This is a genomic window from Ercella succinigenes (genome assembly GCF_900002895.1).
Map to the genome: position 1 here is coordinate 63,079 of NZ_CDHP01000045.1, position 19,201 is coordinate 82,279.

Annotated in this window: 12 protein-coding genes; 10 read left to right on the top strand and 2 right to left on the bottom strand. The window is 37.2% G+C overall.

All coding sequences use genetic code 11. The features are described from left to right. Positions 1-101: 101 nt before the first annotated feature. Together AC0KSB_RS10910 and AC0KSB_RS10915 are read right to left on the bottom strand one after the other, a co-directional pair. Positions 102-2,603 carry a beta-mannosidase gene (locus AC0KSB_RS10910; RefSeq protein WP_472309184.1) on the bottom strand — a complete coding sequence of 834 codons (2,502 nt, stop codon included), beginning with the start codon at positions 2,601-2,603 and terminating at the stop codon, positions 102-104. Positions 2,604-2,614: 11 nt separating this feature from the next. Continuing rightward, entirely contained in the window at positions 2,615-5,134 is a 2,520-nt protein-coding gene (locus tag AC0KSB_RS10915; protein WP_472309186.1) for a glycoside hydrolase family 94 protein, read from the bottom strand. A gap of 506 nt (positions 5,135-5,640) precedes the next feature. Between AC0KSB_RS10915 and AC0KSB_RS10920 the strand changes: the two genes are divergently transcribed. From AC0KSB_RS10920 to AC0KSB_RS10965, 10 genes are all read left to right on the top strand, one after another. After that, positions 5,641-6,672, top strand: a complete 1,032-nt coding sequence (locus tag AC0KSB_RS10920) for a LacI family DNA-binding transcriptional regulator (RefSeq protein WP_472309188.1) — start codon at positions 5,641-5,643, stop codon at positions 6,670-6,672. Between the two features lie 49 nt (positions 6,673-6,721). Then, on the top strand, positions 6,722-8,149 hold the full coding sequence (locus AC0KSB_RS10925; RefSeq protein WP_472309190.1) for an ABC transporter substrate-binding protein: 1,428 nt from the start codon (positions 6,722-6,724) through the stop codon (positions 8,147-8,149). Positions 8,150-8,291: 142 nt separating this feature from the next. Continuing rightward, the gene (locus AC0KSB_RS10930; protein ID WP_472309192.1) at positions 8,292-9,176 is read left to right on the top strand and encodes a carbohydrate ABC transporter permease; all 885 of its coding nucleotides are present in this window, start codon (positions 8,292-8,294) and stop codon (positions 9,174-9,176) included. Between the two features lie 14 nt (positions 9,177-9,190). Next, a complete protein-coding gene (locus AC0KSB_RS10935) occupies positions 9,191-10,060 on the top strand; it encodes a carbohydrate ABC transporter permease (RefSeq protein WP_472309194.1) in 870 nt (289 codons plus the stop codon). A gap of 109 nt (positions 10,061-10,169) precedes the next feature. After that, on the top strand, positions 10,170-12,377 hold the full coding sequence (bglX, locus tag AC0KSB_RS10940; RefSeq protein WP_472309196.1) for a beta-glucosidase BglX: 2,208 nt from the start codon (positions 10,170-10,172) through the stop codon (positions 12,375-12,377). A gap of 115 nt (positions 12,378-12,492) precedes the next feature. Continuing rightward, positions 12,493-13,380, top strand: a complete 888-nt coding sequence (locus AC0KSB_RS10945; protein WP_472309198.1) for a carbohydrate ABC transporter permease — start codon at positions 12,493-12,495, stop codon at positions 13,378-13,380. Then, entirely contained in the window at positions 13,380-14,210 is an 831-nt protein-coding gene (locus tag AC0KSB_RS10950) for a carbohydrate ABC transporter permease (RefSeq protein WP_472309200.1), read from the top strand. The genes AC0KSB_RS10945 and AC0KSB_RS10950 overlap by 1 nt, the downstream gene beginning before the upstream one ends. A 127-nt stretch (positions 14,211-14,337) precedes the next feature. Continuing rightward, complete coding sequence (locus AC0KSB_RS10955; RefSeq protein WP_472309202.1) at positions 14,338-16,011, top strand: sensor histidine kinase; 1,674 nt, start codon at positions 14,338-14,340, stop codon at positions 16,009-16,011. A 23-nt stretch (positions 16,012-16,034) separates the two neighbouring features. Continuing rightward, a complete protein-coding gene (locus AC0KSB_RS10960) occupies positions 16,035-17,657 on the top strand; it encodes a response regulator transcription factor (RefSeq protein ID WP_472309204.1) in 1,623 nt (540 codons plus the stop codon). 126 nt (positions 17,658-17,783) lie between these two features. Beyond that, positions 17,784-19,112, top strand: coding sequence for an ABC transporter substrate-binding protein (locus AC0KSB_RS10965; protein WP_472309206.1), 1,329 nt, complete (start codon positions 17,784-17,786; stop codon positions 19,110-19,112). Positions 19,113-19,201: the final 89 nt, after the last annotated feature.

The following is a 19,201-nucleotide window of genomic DNA, read 5'->3' on the forward strand; positions in this document are numbered from 1 at the left end:
GAAGAAAGAAGGCTTGGACATTATGAAGTGCCCAAGCCCTCTGCTATTAAATATCGCTGTGCTGTAAAAACAATTAAAAGCGGTACAACAATAATTTTATCTTATACTTTGCCAATATCATAAACACTTCTTATTCTGAGATTATTTGCTTCTCCTCTTAGAATGCTGACCTTAAAAATTCCGGCATTCATATCAAAATAATTATCACTCAGAATCAAGTCTTCATTTTCGTTTAATATCTCAACATTTTTGGCAAATGCTTGCGCTTTGACAATGATATCATTATCTTCAATTTCAAATGTCAATTGAGGATCTGTAAACTTGAAATATTTTGGATATGTAAACAAGACTGTTCCTGCAGAAATCAATCCATTATTAGTGCCAGGATCTTTTTCTGTCTGACTGCTATCTTGTATCTCATAGCTAACATATTGACTTAGAAGTTCGGCTTCCGGTAGATAAATTTTTTCTAGCCAGATGGCTGACAACGCCGGAACAGAAACTTCCTGACTTTCTTCTCTCACAACAGAAGCATCAGCATTTCTTAGAGCCCAACTTATTACCAGATTTTTTTCGTAGATAGTTTCGTTTGCGATATTTAAGTGTATAGATTTTTCAAAATTGAAATGCTGGCGATTAAAATCAGCTTTAGCCGTCATCCAGTTTTGTTCTTCACAAGATATCATTATTGGAGCAAAAAAGCGTTTTGCATAATAGTGCAGTGCTTTCCAACGATTATAGTAATCTATGGATGACCAGGATATGACTGGCCAGCAATCGTTTAGCTGCCAATATACTGCGCCCATACAACGACCTCGATTACGCCGGAAGTGTTCTACGCCATAGCGGATAGCATCCGCTTGAAGCAACTGGGAGGCATATACCATATCAGAAAAATTATATGGATATTTGTAGGTTTGTTGCAGATAATTCATAATCTTACCATTAGCGGAGCCATGGCGCTGATGCTTTTCCATAACATAGGAAAACAGATTTAAATCTTGTGGATCATCTGTTATGCCTTGTTCGATTGTTTTCACTGAAGGTATTGCCTGAAAACCAAATTCAGACAAATATCGGAATTTATGTTTGCGATACTCAGAAAAAGGTTTATTTCCATGCCATACTTCCCAAAAATGAACATCGCCGTGATCAGGGCTTTGTGGCTTGTCAAAAGCACCACCAGAAGAAGGGCTTGAAGGCCAGTAAAATGTTGCAGGATCATATTTGGATAAAACTTGCGGTATTATCCTTTCATACATGAAAAGATAATCACGAACCTCAGAAGGTTTTGAAACCCATTCTCCATCTTTGACGAAGCTTTCCATTTCGTTATTTCCGCACCACAAACCCAGGCAGGCATGATGCCGGATACGCTTTATATTGTCTATAAACTCCTGTGTGATATTGGCTTCAAAATCAGGAGTAAGCTCATATACAGAGCAGGCAAACATGAAATCCTGCCAGACAATAAAGCCTAGTTCATCACATAAGTCGAAGAAATAGTCATCGGGATAATAACCACCGCCCCATACTCTAATACTATTAAAATTAGCTAATTTGCAATCTTCTAGCAATTGAGTGGTTCTTTCGCGTGTTTTGCGCGGCAGAATATGCTCTTCTGGAATATAATCTGCTCCCATGGCAAAAACTGTTTTTCCATTTATTTCGTGGGCAAAGCTTTCGCCCCACTCATCCTTTTCCACCCGCATCGTCAACGTTCTTAGGCCTATGCGCCGTGACCATGAATCAATCAAATTTCCCTGGAACAAAAGATCGCATTTAATAGTGTATAGAGCTTGAGATCCAAGACCATTAGGCCACCATAGTTCAGGGTTTTCCAGTTTGATTTCAGCAGGCGAATCAGGGAATATAAGTTCATTCCCATCTGGCTCTTTTATTGTAATAGCATAGCTATAATCATTGCCTAAATCTGAAACCAGGTGGTCTGTTTTTAAATCATTTGCTTGAAAAGTTGGTGACAATAGTAGCCTGACAGAATTTTTATTATGTATCTGTTCAATGTAACAAGAATCTATTGACGCCTTGGAAAAAGCTTTGATATATACATCTCTGAAAATACCTGCATCCGGCAGGTGAGCTCCCCAGTCCCAGCCATACATGCAGTGAGCCTTTCGTATGTGGCTGAATCCTTCCCAAGCATCTTCTGTCCCTCTGGTAGGACATTCGGCAAAAGCTTTTGCTGCATGTTTTAACGGTGAAAAAAGAGATATTTCTATTATATTCTCTCCCTTTTTCAAAATGTCAGTTACAGGAAATTCCCATTTTCTATGCATATTTGCGACATCTGCCAAGAGTATATCGTTAAGATAAACGGAGGCAATAGTATCAATGCCTTCAAAGCAAAGAATAAGATTTTCTTCTTTTATTACTTCATCATTTGGATAAAAACTGCATTTGTACTCAAATGTTTCTTCCATTACTTTCAAAACAGTATCTTCATTATCTTTCCAGTAGGGTTCAGGTATAATGCTGTTTTCGTGAAGAGTTGAGTAAACAGAGGATGGAACAGTTGTACTGTATTCTGTTCCATCACTAACTCTTTTCATAATCCAGTTGCTGTTCAATAATTGTTTTTTCATAAACTTCCACCTTAATGTTTAAATAATGTTTCAGCAGTTTCATGTTCAGTTGACTTAAGTATTTGCTCTGAATTTTCAGTAGAATTGTCTGTAAAAGGAATAATATGTGCCTCCACAAAGACCTCGGTTTTTTTGTTTTCATAAGGTATGATATTACCAGATACAGGCAAATTATCAATTATCAAAGATATATCACCTTTTTCAATATTATCAGGATTATGTATTTCTATATGATATATCACATCTCTAAATTTGCGTGTGATACTGAAATCACCAAAATCTACCGGTAGGCAAGGATCTATTTTCAGTCCCTCATATGTAGGTTTGATACCTAAAATATACTGACTGATATTAACAAAAGTCCAGGCTGCAGTTCCTGTAAGCCAACTGTTTTTTGCTTCTCCTTCGTTTGGAGCATCTTTACCGGCTATCATCTGTGAATAAACATAAGGTTCAGTTCGATGTATTTCACTGATTTCTTCAAGGAAAGCAGGGCAGATTTTACTATATATATCGAAAGCGCGATTACCATTACCCAATTCTGTTTCGGCAATTGATACCCAAGGATTATTGTGACAGAAAATACCGGCATTCTCCTTGTAGCCCGGCGGATAAGAGGATATTTCGCCCAATTCAAGATGGTAAGCAGTATATGCCGGCTGCAATAGAACGATGCCATATTTGGTGTCAAGGTATTTTTCAACTGAATCCAGAGCTTTAGCTGCCAGTCCTTCTTTTATTCCAACTCCGGCAAGTGGCAGGAAACCCTGTGGTTCTATATAAATTTTACCTTCTGAACATTCCTGTGAGCCTATTTTGTTTGAAAAAGCATCATATGCCCGTAAAAACCATTCTCCGTCCCAACCGTAATCAATAATGGACTGATACACTTTTTCTACTTCTGAATTGGCTCTTTGGTATTCTTTATTATTTCCCAGAAGTTTGCATATTTCAGCATATTCTCTACCATATTTTACAAACATTCCTGCAATGAATACTGACTCAGCAACTGTTCCTTCGCTGGATCCAAAAGTCTGGAAGGATTCACCGGGATGCTCAGAAAAACAGTTTAGATTAAGACAATCATTCCAGTCTGCACGTCCAATAAGCGGAAGTCCATGAGGCCCTTTATTGGTAGCTGTATAATCAAAAGATCTCCGGAGATGCTCAAGTAAAGGTGCAGCAGTATCAGGATTATTATCAAAAGGTACAAGCTCTTTTAAAATATCGAGATCACCTGTTTCTTTCATATAAGCTGCAACTGCAGCGATAAGCCAGAGAGGATCATCATTAAAACCACTTCCTATATCGGCATTTCCTTTTTTGGTTAACGGTTGATATTGGTGATATGCGCTGCCGTCTTCGAACTGGGTTGATGCTATGTCAATTATTCTAGTCCTGGCTCTTTCTGGAATAAGATGCACAAAACCAAGCAAATCCTGACAAGAATCTCTGAAGCCCATTCCCCTGCCAATGCCTGATTCGTAATAAGATGCTGATCTGGACATATTAAATGTAACCATGCACTGGTACTGGTTCCAGATATTCACCATGCGGCTGACTTTATCATTTTGCGAAACAATCTGGAACTGCGACAAAAGGTTGCTCCAGTACATTTTTAGTTGATCAAAAGCAAAATCTACTTGCTCAATATTTTCGTAACGCTTAATAATAGCATGGGCAGGTTTTTTGTTAATGGTATTTGGTGCAGCCCATTTTTCTTCAAAAATATTTTCTGCGTATCCCAATATAAATATAAATGTGCGTGATTCACCAGGATCAAGCTTGAGATCAATTTGGTGAGATGCGATTGGATACCAGCCACTGGCCAAAGAATTGTTTAAATTCCCAGCAAATACTGCCTGGGGGTTTTCCATCCCGTTATAGTGTCCGACAAATTTATTGCGGTCTGTTTCATAATGGCTTATTTCACTGTTGGCATGATAGAAGGCATAATGATTTCTGCGTTCTCTATATTCGGTTTTATGATAAATTGTCGATCCTTCTATTTCGACTTCTCCAATATTTAAATTTCGCTGAAAATTTCTGGAATCATCGTCTGCATTCCATAGACACCATTCCGCATAAGAAAAGATTTTTATTTCTCTGATCTTGTTGGAGTGGTTTGTAAGAGTAAGTTTCTGGATTTCACAGTTGTCGTTTAATGGAACAAAATACAAAGCTTTTGCTTCTATTTTGTTTTTTTGCGAAGTAAAATAACTATAACCTATACCGTGCCGGCATTCATAACTGTCCAATGGAGTTCTTGAAGGCTGCCAACCCGGATTCCAGACCGTATCACTATCTTTTATGTAGAAATAATGTCCGTTTGAGTCTGCTGGTATATTGTTATATCTATAACGTGTGAGTCGTAACAGCTTTGCATCTTTATAGAAACAATAACCTCCGCAGGTGTTGGAAATCAGTCGAAAAAAATCACCTGAACCAAGATAATTTATCCATGGCAAGGGTGTTTCCGGGCTGGTGATGACATACTCTTTTACTGAATCATCAAAATAACCATATTTCATATTTATAACTTCCTGACTCTTTTCTTTATTTTATCGTTAAAATATCATTTGCTCGAAACCGATTTAGAGAAAAAACACGATTTTAGAGAGAAAAGAGAGATGAAGAGCAGGAAATTGCATAGAGCTAAGCTGATTATAGCAAGCACAATAAAACATTACAATGCTTTTTACGCAATTATAGTATTAAATCCTAAACTTTAACGAAACGTTTTCGTGAGGATATATAGATAATTTTCTATTGCTTTTGCGGTTTGCGACAAGAAGTGTACTACATGTTGCACATTACAAGAGGTGTTTTTTACTGCTTTTATCACAAACATGCATTGTTTTACGAAATATTATTGCGAAAAAATATCGCTCTGGGTACAATATGACAAGAGAAAACGATTTAGTAATTTGATTATCTAAGCATAATCACAAGAGATGTTGAGTAGATTAAGATTTCAGAACGATTGGAAGTTCCTTAAACTGATTATCAGTAAAAGAGTAAAGGAGAATGAGGAGGGATGAAAGAAACAATCTCCTTAAAAGATATCGCAAAAATCTGTCATGTATCTGTATCTACTGTTAGTAAAGCTTTGAATGACAGAGAAGATATAGGCAGAGATAAGAAACTGGAAATACAGAGAGTAGCAAAAGAATTGAATTATGTCCCGAATTATATGGCATCAACCTTGAAAAGTAAGAAAACAAGAAATATTGGGGTTTTATTATCAGAATCAACCGGTACTAACTTGATGCATGAGCATTTTGCCAGAATTCTTAATAGTTTTAAGGATACTGTGGAAGAAAGAGGATATTTTATCAGTTTTCTAAATGCAAATAATTCACCCAATCGTCTTTCTTATAAAGAACAGTGCAAATATATGAATTTTGACGGTGTTTTCATATTATGTGCTGATTATAATCAAACCGAGGTTAATGATCTGGTAGCTTCAAATATACCGATTGTTACTATAGACCATACTTTGCCTAAGCATATTAATGTAGCATCCAATCAGTATGGTGATATGAAAAGATTGATGCAGCTTATATATTATCGAGGACACAGAAAAATAGCTTATATTCACGGAGAAAATAATGAAGTCACTAACGGACGGCTTGCAGCTTATAAATCTTTCATGAAGGAGCATAAACTTCAAGTACCCAGAGAATATCTTTATACTTGTCCGTATCGTGATTATGAACGAGGAAGTGCCCTGACCAAAGCGGTGCTGGCATTATCGAATCGGCCAACTTGCATAATTTATCCAGATGACCTAACTGCTGTTGGTGGACTTAATATGATGCAGGAAGCTGGTCTTGTTATCCCAAGGGATATCTCAATAACAGGATATGATGGTTTGAATTTAGTTAAAATAGTAAGACCAAGAATAACAACAATTCGTCAGGATACAGTTTCAATGGGAATACAGGCTGGTAACAAACTTATCAACAGAATTGAATTCCCAGAAACTCAGACAGGTTCAGAGACAGTAATGGTAGACGGGATGGTGGAACCGGGAGAATCGGTTGCCGTCATCAGTGAAACAGGATAATTAACAGGCAGAGCCTGTAATTATGTATAATTCTGAAGGAGGATTTAGAATGAAAAAGCGTAAAACAGTACTAAGTTTATTGCTCTGTGTAGTGATGGTATGCAGCTTGTTTGCAGGTTGCGGTGGCACAGACACTGAAGACACGACAGCAGCACCTGAAACGACAACTGCTGCCCCGAACAATGACGAAACAGATGGTAATGATAATGGTTCAGATGAAGGCGACGGATATGCTGGAGAAATATCTCTCATGCATTTCTCAACTTCAGAAGAATCACAGGGTAACGGTGGATCTGATGGTTTCCGTACAGTAATAGCCCAGTGGGAAGCAAACAATCCTGATGTATCTCTTAATCAGACCGTTCTGGCTAATGATGAATACAAAACACAGGTTGCTACACTTGCTGGAGCAGATGATCTTCCAGATGTATTCCTCTTACAGGGAATGAATACAAAAGCGTGGGCCGAGCAGGGTCTGATTCTTGATATGACAGACATCATTTCTGATTCTCCATATGCAAATCAGTATAACAATGCTTATTTCACTCCTTTCACAAACGAAGGCAAAATCTATGGTTTGCCAGTTCTTACCGGTGGAACATGTACTGTTGTAGTTTATGATAAAGCTGCATGGAGTGACGCTGGTTTTGATAAATTCCCTGAGACATGGGCTGAAGTTGAAGAAGCAACTGAATACTTTACTGCAAATGGATATCAGGAGAGTATTGCTTTTGGAAACAGCGGCAAATGGCAGATGAATTCTTGTTTCCTTTCTACTTTAGGTGATCGTTTTACAGGTCCAGAATGGTTCCAGTCAATCATTGATAAAGGTGGAGCAGCTTTCACAGATGAACCTTTTGTAGATGCACTTAATTATACAAAATATCTTTTCCAATCAGGCATATTCAATGATGACTTCAATGCAATCAATAATGAAGATGCAAGAGAATACTATATTTCTGGTGAAACCCCTGCCTTTATCGGTGGTAACTGGGACGTAAGCTATATTGGAGCAACTCTGTTGGAAGTTGATCCAGAGCGTTATGAGAATACTGGATTTGCAGTACTTCCTCAGCCAGAAGGAGCAACTGGTTCATACAACTCACAAAATATCGGTCTAGGTTATGCAGTTGCGATTAATGCTAGTCTGAAAGATGATCCTGAAAAACTGGCCGCTGCTATCGATTTTGCCTATTATGTAACAGGTCCTGAATTTGCTTCATATGTGGCAGAAAACTATGCTCTTGGTGGTTTGACCCAGGTTTCTAATGTTGACTTGAGTGCATTTGATCAGTTTACACAAGACTTCTACAATTACTCATATGTAGATACTGTAGCTTGTGAAATCTATGATTCATATGTAAACAGTGCTGTCTGGGAAGTTCTTAATACAGAATTGCAGACTCTTACAAATGGTGCAACGGACGGAGAAACGGTCGCAGATCTTACACAAAAAGCTTATGAGGCTAACTATTAAGCAATAATTTTGCTAAAATACAGTTATTCGCAATACCGTAGTATTTTCGTAAATAAGACCGGGCAGCTATTATAGCTGCCCGGCCAATAAAACATAAAAGGGAGTAAGCTCGCTCCCTTTTTATAGACTAGGAGGCGGGCTTGTGCTGCTATCGAGGAAACCCCCGAATCGAGTTATCTTAGGTTATCTGATTATTCCTTTGGCGCTATACGTATTTTCTGTTTTCATTCCGCTTATGGCTGCAAGCTTCTACAGCTTATTTGAATGGAAGGGCGGCCCTAATAAGACCTTTATTGGTATCGAGAATTATATTTCTTTATTTAAGGACAGAGTGTTCTGGTTGTCTTTTTCTCATAATCTTTATCTTATATTTTTATGTATTATAGGACAGGTTGGTGTGGCATTTGTTTTTGTAATGATGATAAGCACCAAATTTGTAAAATTGAAAGGTATCCATAGGACTTTTGGATTTTTCCCCAGCACAATAGCTGCGGTTGCTGTTGGATTTATCTGGACTATGGTTTTTGATAGTCGCAGAGGCGTTTTGAACTGGCTGCTGGTAGCAATTGGACAGGCAGATAAAACTCAGGTCTGGCTTAACAATACCGATCTGGTTATGACCTTGGTTTCGATACCTCTGATTTGGCAATATATAGGTTATTACATGCTCATTCTATTATCGGCTACCTCTGCTATTGACACCGAGGTTTTAGAGTCTGCTGAGCTTGATGGTGCTAATGCTTTTAACAAAGCTGTCCATGTTGTTTTGCCTATGATAAAAAATACAATAATTGTTTGTTTGGTTCTATGTGTTTCCGGTAATATGAAGGCTTTTGATAACATTTATGTTATGACAAGAGGAGGTCCGGGAAATTCTTCTATGGTTATGGCAATGTATGGGTATAATGTTTCCTTTGCACAACAGAATATGGGGTATGGAAGTGCTATTTCTGTAGGAATATTCGTGCTGGGACTGCTTGTTGTTGGTGGTGTACAGCTGTTGTCCAGCAAACTTAGTAAGGATTAGTGTGGTGATTTAATATGGCTGAAAAAGTTTACGGAATGACTGTTGGAAAAAGAATAGGAAATGGTGTGACAGCGACCTTATTGAATACAATCATGATAATCTTTTCCCTGAGTTGTATTTTCCCGCTGGTCTGGATGTTGTATTCCTCTCTCAAAATAAAACGTGAATTTAACGCGGATATAATGGGATTACCGCCCAATCCTACTTTGGAAAACTACAAAAATATCCTGACTAATCAAGATTATCACATTATGGATTCACTTATAAACAGTATGAGAACAACAGCAGTATCTATTTTCTTTATAGTGTTTTTTGGTTTCATTGTAGGTTATCTGCTTTCGAGAATTGATTTCAAATTAAGTAAAGTTATCTGGGTAATGCTGCTTATGGGGATGCTGATACCGGTGCACTCTCTTCTGGTTCCTATATATGTGGTTTTTAATAATGTAGGTATCTCAAATAAGTGGTACACATTGATGTTTCCCTACATAGCATTTGGAATGCCTATATCGGTTTTCCTTATTCAAAGCTTTATTAAAACCGTTCCTACCGCGCTCGAGGAAGCGGCTTCCATAGACGGTTGTTCCTTTAGTGCTACGATGTTTAAAATTATTATGCCTATCTGCAAACCTGTAATGGTTACTGTTGGTATAATTCAAACATTTGCCTGCTGGAATGAATTTTCTTTTGCTCTTGTTTTGTTAAGAGATGCAAGATTACATACTGTTCCACTTGCAATGACTCAATTTACAGGACAATTTTCATCTGATTATCCCAAAATCATGGCTGCTATGTTGATTACTATGTCTCCTATTGTGATTATGTATTTTGCTTTTAGCAAACATATCATCAAGGGAATGGTAGCAGGTGTTGTAAAAGGCTAATCACTATAAATATAAAGTCGGCAAAACAAATTTAATTAAAAGCCGGATATGGGCGGGATTTGTCCTTATCTGGCTTTTATAAAGGTATAAATATAAGTTGAGGTTTTTTATGAAAGAAGCAGATTTAAAATTATTGTTTGAAGATATGTCGCTGCAGGAGAAAATAGGCCAGATGATGCAATTGGATATAAGTTGTTTCAGCAGTGAAGGTGCTATAACGGGGCCTGAAGTTGAACTTGGAATATCTACCGATGATTTTTTTCTTGCAGGCAGTGTTTTGGGTGCGGTTGGTTCAGAGAAAATTAGAAATTTGCAAGAATTATGTATGAAAAGGCAACCCCATAATATACCTTTACTTTTCATGGCTGATATTATTAACGGTTATAGGACTATCTTTCCTATTCCGCTGGCTTTAGGGTGTACTTTTGATGAAGATACTGTGAAAACTGCGGGTGATATCATGGCTAGAGAATCCGCAGCAGCAGGACTCCATATTACTTTTGCACCCATGGTTGATCTTGTCAGAGACGCACGCTGGGGCAGGGTCATGGAATCTACAGGAGAAGACCCTTATCTTAATTCGAAACTGGCCGCCGCGATGGTAAAAGGCATACAGGGAAATTCGGATGGTTATAAAGATCATCTGGGTGCATGCACAAAACATTTTGCTGCATACGGAGCTCCTGTCGCAGGTAAAGAATATAATAATGTTGAATTATCCGAAAGATCACTGCGTGAAGATTATCTGCCCTCGTATAAAGCTGCAGTAGACGCTGGCACAGCAATGATGATGACATCTTTTAATACTCTTGACCGTATTCCGGCAACTGGTGATTCCTGGCTTATGCGCGAAGTTTTGCGTGAAGAAATGGGCTTTGACGGGGTTTTAATTTCAGATTGGGCGGCTATTGATGAACTTGTTCAACATGCTGTTGCTGAAACTCGCAAGGACGCTTCCAGACAGGCTTTAGAAGCCGGTGTTGATATGGATATGATGAGCGGTTGTTACATGCAGTCTTTGCAATCCTTGGTAGAAGAAAAAGCAGTATCTGAAAAACTCATCGATGAAGCAGTCTGGCGGATTCTTAAATTAAAAAACAAATTAGGCTTGTTTGAAAACCCACATCGTAATGCCAGTGTAGATTCGGAACAAAAAAATATATTCAATGAAGATACAAAAGCAAAGGCAAGACAGGCTGCGGCCAAAAGTATCGTATTACTTGAAAATAAAAATAATTTTCTGCCTTTAGATAAAAGTGAAGATCTGGCATTTATAGGCCCATATGTAGATGAGAAAAATATAATTGGCGCCTGGTCGTTTTTCGGTAATCCTCAGGATTCTGTTTCCTTGATTGAAGGTATTAGAAATAAAGGTATTAATTCAGCATGGGAACCTGGCTGTGAAATAATGAATCCGGGAGAGACTATCTTGGGATTTAAATACAATATAAGCAGTAAACTAACTAAGGAGCAAACTGAAGAACTTATAGAAAAAGCAGTTGAGATGGCAAAAACAAAACAAAAAATCATAATGGCAATAGGAGAATCTCCTTTACAGACTGGTGAAGGAGGAAGCAGAGCAGATATTACGATTCCTTTTATACAGAAAAAATTATTTGATGAGATATATAAAGTAAATAACAATATTGCTGTTATTATATTTGCTGGACGGCCTTTGGATATTCGTGAAATTAAGCAAAAAGCGAAAGCGGTTATATATGCCTGGATGCCCGGAACAGAAGGTGGCAATGCTCTGGCTGATATTTTATATGGTGATTTTAATCCGCAGGCTAAACTGGCAATGTCACTGCCTTATTGTGTAGGACAGGTTCCTGTTTTTTATAGCGAGTTGAGAACAGGCAGATTTGTTGCTGATGGAGATCAGATGGACAATCGTTTCTTAACAAGATATAGCGATATTCCCAATAGCCCTTTATATCCGTTCGGATATGGAAAGAGCTATACTGATTTTGAAATATCTAAGCCTGTTCTTAACTCGGATAGTATTGATTTTGATCAGGAAATACAGGTAAGTGTAACTGTTAAGAATATTGGTGTTTTAGCAGGCACAGAAACCGTACAAATGTATATAACAGATAAATATGCAAGTGTTGCAAGACCCATGAGAGAACTGAAAGGTTTTCAAAAAATAAATTTACAAGCTGGAGAAGAGGCAACTGTGTCATTTGTTATCAATTCAGATATGCTAAAATATTACGACAGAAAAATGATATACAGAGCTGAAAGAGGAGAATTTACTGTTTGGATCGGCAATGAAAGTCATACACAGAATGGAGTTGACTTTAGGTTAACTTGAGCTTGAAAATGTCGGGTTGTGTACTATTTTACCCATAGCAAAATCCAAATATCCATTGCTAGCTTTTAATAGCTTACATAAAATTATGTCAGGAAATGCTTATGGGGGTGAAGGAATGGATTCTCTGAACAGAAAAGCCAGGCACAGGATAGAATTTGCGTTATTTAATCTTCCGGCTGTGCTTTTTGCATCTTTATCGATTTATATTCCATTTGTTATGAGTATGTATTATTCTTTGACTGAATGGAACGGTATTAGTAGAGCTGCAGAATTTGTGGGTTTAGATAATTTTAAAAGACTGTTTGCAGGTGATGCTGATTTTTTGAAATCAGCATGGTTCACTGCAAGGTATAGTGTTCTATTTATTATTGTCGTTAATGTGATGGCGCTGTTTCTGGCTGTTCAGCTCGACAAAAAACTTAAAACTGCTAATATTCTCAGGGCAGCTTTTTTTGTGCCTTATATTTTGAGCCTAGTAATAGTAGGCTTTATCTGGCGTTTCATATTTTCTCAAGGATTTGATGCTTTGCTGGAAATAACTGGCTGGAAAATATTTGAACTTAGCTGGTTGGGCGATCCGAAACTTGCTTTTTGGTCGGTTCTGATAGTTTCTATCTGGCAATCTATAGGTTTTTATATTGTTATATATATAGCCGGATTACAGTCAATACCTTCAGAGCTACCGGAAGCTGCAATTGTAGATGGTGCTTCCAGAAGTCAAACTTTTTTTCACATTACATTACCGATGCTTGCACCTTCACTTACAACAGCTTTTTTTATGGCACTTGTTAATTCAATTAAAATTTTTGATATTATATTCTCTCTTACAGGAGGAGGGCCGGGAGGTGCTACCTACAGCATAACATTTAATATTTATGTAGAAGCTTTTCAGAATAATAATTATGGCTATGGTACTGCCAAAGCCCTTGTTCTTTTTATAGCTGTTTTGATTATTACTACGATCCAGTTAAGGTTTTTCAAGAGCAGGGAGGTGGAAATTTAATGAAACGACAAAAAATAAACTTGCTTATTCTGGAAATAGTTCTTATCGGAGTCGCGCTGTTGTTTTTATTTCCTCTCTTCTTGATGCTAATAAATTCTTTTAAAACTTTAGGAGAAGTTCTTCGTAATGTGCTCGCTTTACCAGAAGCTCCTAGTTTTGAAAATTATGCTTTTGTCTGGAAATATGTAAGATATCCGCGTTTGTTTTTAAACAATATAATTATTACAACAATAGGTATAGCGGGAATAGTTCTATTTTCATCTATTGCTGCTTACATGCAATCAAGGCACAAAAGCAGAACAAGTACGGTGCTATACTTCTTTTGTGTGATGCCTATGCTGATACCCTTTCAGACAATTATGATTACGGTTCTTAAATTAATGAGTATAGTTAATCTAACAGGTAGCACATGGGGATTAGGAATACAATATTGGGGATTCGGTATTCCGCTAGCTGTTTTTATATATCATGGTTTTGTAAAAATGATACCCAGAGAGATTGATGAAAGTGCTATGGTTGACGGAGCAACAACTTTCAGAACTTACTTTCAAGTTATTTTTCCTTTGTTAAAACCAGTAACAACTACAATTATTGTTATCGACGTAATGTGGATATGGAATGATTTTCTGTTGCCCCTGTTGATGGTGAACAGTTCAAAATCTACTCAAACCTTGACTTTGGCAGCCTACGGATTTATAGGGCAGTATAATACAGACTGGCAATACGCCATGGCAGCAATGGTAATGGCTGTACTGCCTTCGGTAATCTTCTTTATTATTATGCAAAAAGATATTGTTAAAGGTGTTGTTGTAGGTGCAGTTAAAGCTTAAGGAAATAAAAATGCTGATTAAAAAGTTATGGAAAAAAATCACGAGAAAACTAAGTAGCAGATTGTTGCATAAGTTTTTGCTGCTTTTTAGTTGTGTAATAATATTTTCTATAGGGATACAATCAGTAGTGTCATATAATATGTTGCATAATCAATCTCTTTCTTCAGAGATAATAAGCAATAGTAGAATACTTGAATTTGTCGGTAAAGAGCTCGACGACTATATGACAGAAACTTCAAGACTTCTTTCATCAAGTTTGAATTATGATCAGATTATGAAAGCTTCGAGAGAAGAGGCTTTGGATTATCAGGAGCAGTTGGTTCTTGAAGATTATTTAAGATCAATTTTCTATTCAAGAGGAGATATTGCTGCAGCATATTTGTATCTTCTGGACAGTAACAGATTTTATCACATTTCCAGACAGCAAAAAGAGACGATGGTAAGGATCAGTCAGGGTAATGACTTGATGGCGGGGCAGTTGATGGAAAGGATAAAAACAAGTAAAAAGAACTGGACTGTAGAGTCATTGGCTTTAAATAATAGTACAGTATATGAGCTCGATACTCAAAATTTATCAATGGCTTTTCATGCTTCTGTTTTCAATATTTCTACCAGAACTCCTCGTTTGATTTTAACAGTTGTTCTTGATACTTCAATGAGAAATAGGATTGCAGAAGATGCAGCTACCGATCCTGGACAACAGTTAATTATTCGTGATTATAAAGAAGAGATATATTATATTCATGATACATCCGTTCCGTCGGAAGGAGCATTACTGGATAAAAAAACTGTAAAAAATAGTGAATATGAAATAGTTTTGGTAGAAGATAAGGAGTATTATGCTATCTCAGCAGAGTCTCCTGCAGGGACATGGCAGCTTATAAAACTTTTGCCACATGAACAGGTTGCAGCCGCTGCATCTGCAAATCGCAAATTCAGTATTTTTACAGGAATAAGTTCATTAACTACAGCATTGCTTATTGTATATCTTTTGGCAAAAGCCATCACTAGGCCGCTAAATCGTCTTTCGGCAAAAATGGATAATTTTAGCAGAGGTGATTTTGCCGCCAGTGTGCCGGTTAGCGGCAATGATGAAATCGCGCAAATAGGCGAACAATTTAATTTAATGGCAAATCGGACGCAAGAGCTTATTCGCCAGACATGGCAGCTTGATCTTGCCCATAAAGAAGCTCTTTTAAAATCGCTTGTGTCTGAATTGAACCCGCATTTTCTTTACAATGCTCTCCAAGCAATTTCGACCGAGGCGCTAAAAAATAATAATGAAAAAATTCATGAAATGATAGATGCTCTTTCGAAAACTCTAAGGTACTGCATAAGTGAAGATGATGTAGTTCCACTGGAACAGGAAATCAACTATGTCGAACAATACATGACGCTGCAAAAAGCAAGATATGGTGAGAATAAATTAAAGATATATATGGATATAGATGAGAGCGTATTGTCAATTGAATTACCTAAACTGGCTATACAGCTTTTGGTGGAGAACTCTATCAAACATGCACTCGAAAAAACCGGCGATGATATTGTTATTAGAATCAAATCATTTATAGACAAGGATAAATTGTGTATTACCGTCTGGGATAATGGTCCGGGCATAAGTGCTGATGTTTTGCGCAAACTAAAAAAGACCCTCAAAGATCCGCTTGATGCCAGTGATCTTTCGGAAATAGGTTTAAGAAATCTTGCTACCAGATTGAGACTTGTTTTTGGTAATTCAGCACAAATAGACATAGAAGCAGATCAAAAAGGAACACTTGTCAAGATCATTATACCGATATGACAACAAGAAGATGGGGGATAGGTATGAAAGTTTTGATAATAGATGATGAAAAACCGGTACGTGAAGCTATCAGTATTCTTGGGAAATGGTCTGATATAGGTGTTTGTTCAATTGCGGAGGCTGAAAATGGACAACAAGCCATGCGTATGATAATGAATGATAAACCAGATATTATACTTTTAGACATGAAAATGCCGGTTGTTAGCGGGTTGGAATTACTACAGTGGCTGGAGATCAAATATAAAGATGTTGTATGTATAGTTATAAGCGGATATAGTGATTATCATTTTACTAGACAGGCTATTAGATCTCGTGTAGTAGATTATTTAATAAAACCTGTAAACAGCGAGTCTCTAAATCTAGCACTTAAAAATGCAGCAGAGATAGTTTGCCTTAAGCAAAAAAAAGAAAAATCTACTAGTTATGATAAAACGGAGAATGTAAAAAAAATAGATCTTAAAGACGATAAAAAAAGATTTTTATATTCTGTTTTTGAGGGTAGTTATGATTTAAGCATTCGAGATATGTACGGTAGCTTTCTGCAAAATGAAATTGATTGTAATTATGGTTTTATCCTTATAAAACTGATGAATTTAAGAGTTGTTCGACAACAGTATTTTGGCAATGACAGTAATCTTTTATTTTTTGTGATTAACAATGTTGTGGAAGAGATATATGCAGATATATGTCCAGTCTTATGTTTGCAGCTTTTAGGGTCAGAGCAGGAAATAGTGATTGTCAGTACAATCCATAATGCTTTAACAGATTTTAATATGAGGGACGCTGCCACCAAAATAATAAGTAGTTTATCTGATTGTCTTAGTATCCGTGCTGTTGCAGGCTGGAGCCAGCCTGTGGAAAATATTATTGATCTTGAACATGTCAGGAAAAATTTGCAGAAGCAAATAAATCAGTTAAATCTGTTTGATCTGAGTATGATTACAACTTTTTCAGATCAGAAAGAAATTGAAGAAAAAAGCTTTAGTCTTATGAATTTCAAAGATCAGCTTGAGCAGGCAATGACTTCGGGAAGGTTTGAACAGATCGCTTCACTTTTACAACTTTTTTGTGAAAGCATTCGGGAGTATGGTTATTTGAGTATAGGAAGTGCAGACAGAATAAGACAGGAATTGCTGTATTTATTTAATAGTATTGCTATCAATTACAGAACAGAATCATTTAAACCAGGTTCAGATGAGATGGCAGCAGCAGAACTTGCAAGTCTTGATCTGGATTATTCCAACTATCAAGGCTTTTGCCAGATGTTGAACAATTTGGCTGCTTTTTACTATAACAGAATAAGGCGTCAAGCAGGGCAGTTTGATATTAGTGATGTTAAAAATTATCTGGAAAGTCATTTCCATGAAGAAATAACAATTAGCGAGTTGGCACAGAGATATTTTATGAGTCGTGGATATTTGATGAAACTTTTTAAACAAAAATACAATAGAGGGATTTTCGAGTATTTACAGAACCTTAGAATGGAGCGTGCAAGAGAATTATTATCTCAAACTGATATTAAAATACAGGAAGTTTCAGAGATAGTAGGATATAAGGATCAGAATTATTTTAGTAAGGCGTTCCGACATTCAACAGGTTTTTCGCCTAGTGAATATCGCTTGCGACCGACTGGGAGCAATAAGTGACAATTTTACCCATGTTAAATTACAAATCTTCCTGTAGATGTAAATGATCCGCAGCTAAACTGTAAATATAAAAGCGATGCCTGATAAAGGCACAGAAACCAAAAGATGAAAAAGGAGGACTTTTTGATGAAAAGACTGTTGACTATCGTTAGTCTGATTCTCGTATTGGCAATGCTCGCTGCTTGCGGCGGTGCGCCTGCTGACACAACTGGATCAACCACCACAGCAGCACAACAGACTGATGGCTCCAATGATAATGATCAGGGAGAAACTGAGGTTGCGAAAGATCCTGTAAATATCTTTATTTTTTCTAATCAGCCGGAATACTCTGAAGCGTTTAATGCTTACATAGAGGAGTATAAAACTGTTGCCCCTCATGTCACAATTGATATGGAAGTTAATCAGGCTGATTATCCAACCTTGGTAAAAGCAAAGCTTTCCTCTGGGGATGTACCGGAAGTATTTGTTTCTACGGCGGGAGCAGAGATAAAACTCTATATGGAATATTCAGCTGATCTTACAGATGAGCCCATGAGTGCAGCTATGCTTGATTCTGTTAGAAGCAATATGTCATATGACGGTAGAGTTTATGGCTTCCCTGTTAAGGCGAACTGCTTTGGTATTGTTTACAACAAAGCAATATTTGAAGAAGCTGGTATAACTGAATTACCGAAAACTTTTAGCGAACTTGAAGAAGCTTGTGAAAAAATTGAAGCTGCCGGATATACACCATTCTCAAATGGATATAAAGAATGGTGGGTACAAAAACATATTTTCATGCATTTTGTTGATGCATCTACAGATAATGCTGAACAGCTGGTTGCTGGATTTACCAATGGCACAGAAAATTTTGGGGATTATCCGATAATGAATAATAATTACTTTGATTTCCTGGATCTTTCTGTAAAATACGGTATGCCTAAACCTTTGGAAGCTGATCTTAATGCTGAAATAGCAGCATTTGGTACAGGGAAGGCGGCTATGATGACAGGTCAGGGCCCATGGACAGAGGAAGCCATTTTAGCAATAGATCCTAATCTTCAAATGGGTATAATGGGCTATCCTGTTGATGAAAATCCTAAGAATGCAAGAATAGCTACAGGTGCAGATCAGGCTTTGCGTATTTATAAGGACTCTCCTGTAGTTGATGAGGTTATTGCTCTTTATAACTGGCTATTTACATCTGACTATGGTATGAACTGGTTTTCTGATGTGGCAAAAGTCATACCTCCAATAAAGCATGCACCTATCCCTGATCTTCAAATTCCTAAATCAATGAATGAAATTATTGATGCGGGCGAACCAATCGCAGATATGACAATTATTTATTCTCCAGACAGTTTTCATCAGAAATTTGGTGAAATAGCACAATCATATTTGGCAGGTACAGTTGATCGATCAGCTGCAATAACAGATATGGAAAAAGCTTGGGTTGAGCTTGGTGGTGCAGAATAAAAATTGATTCCAAAACATCTGATAATTCGAGGTTCTGTCTCAAGGATTGTTCCCTGCGGCAGTTCCTCTTTATCTGTTTATATAATATA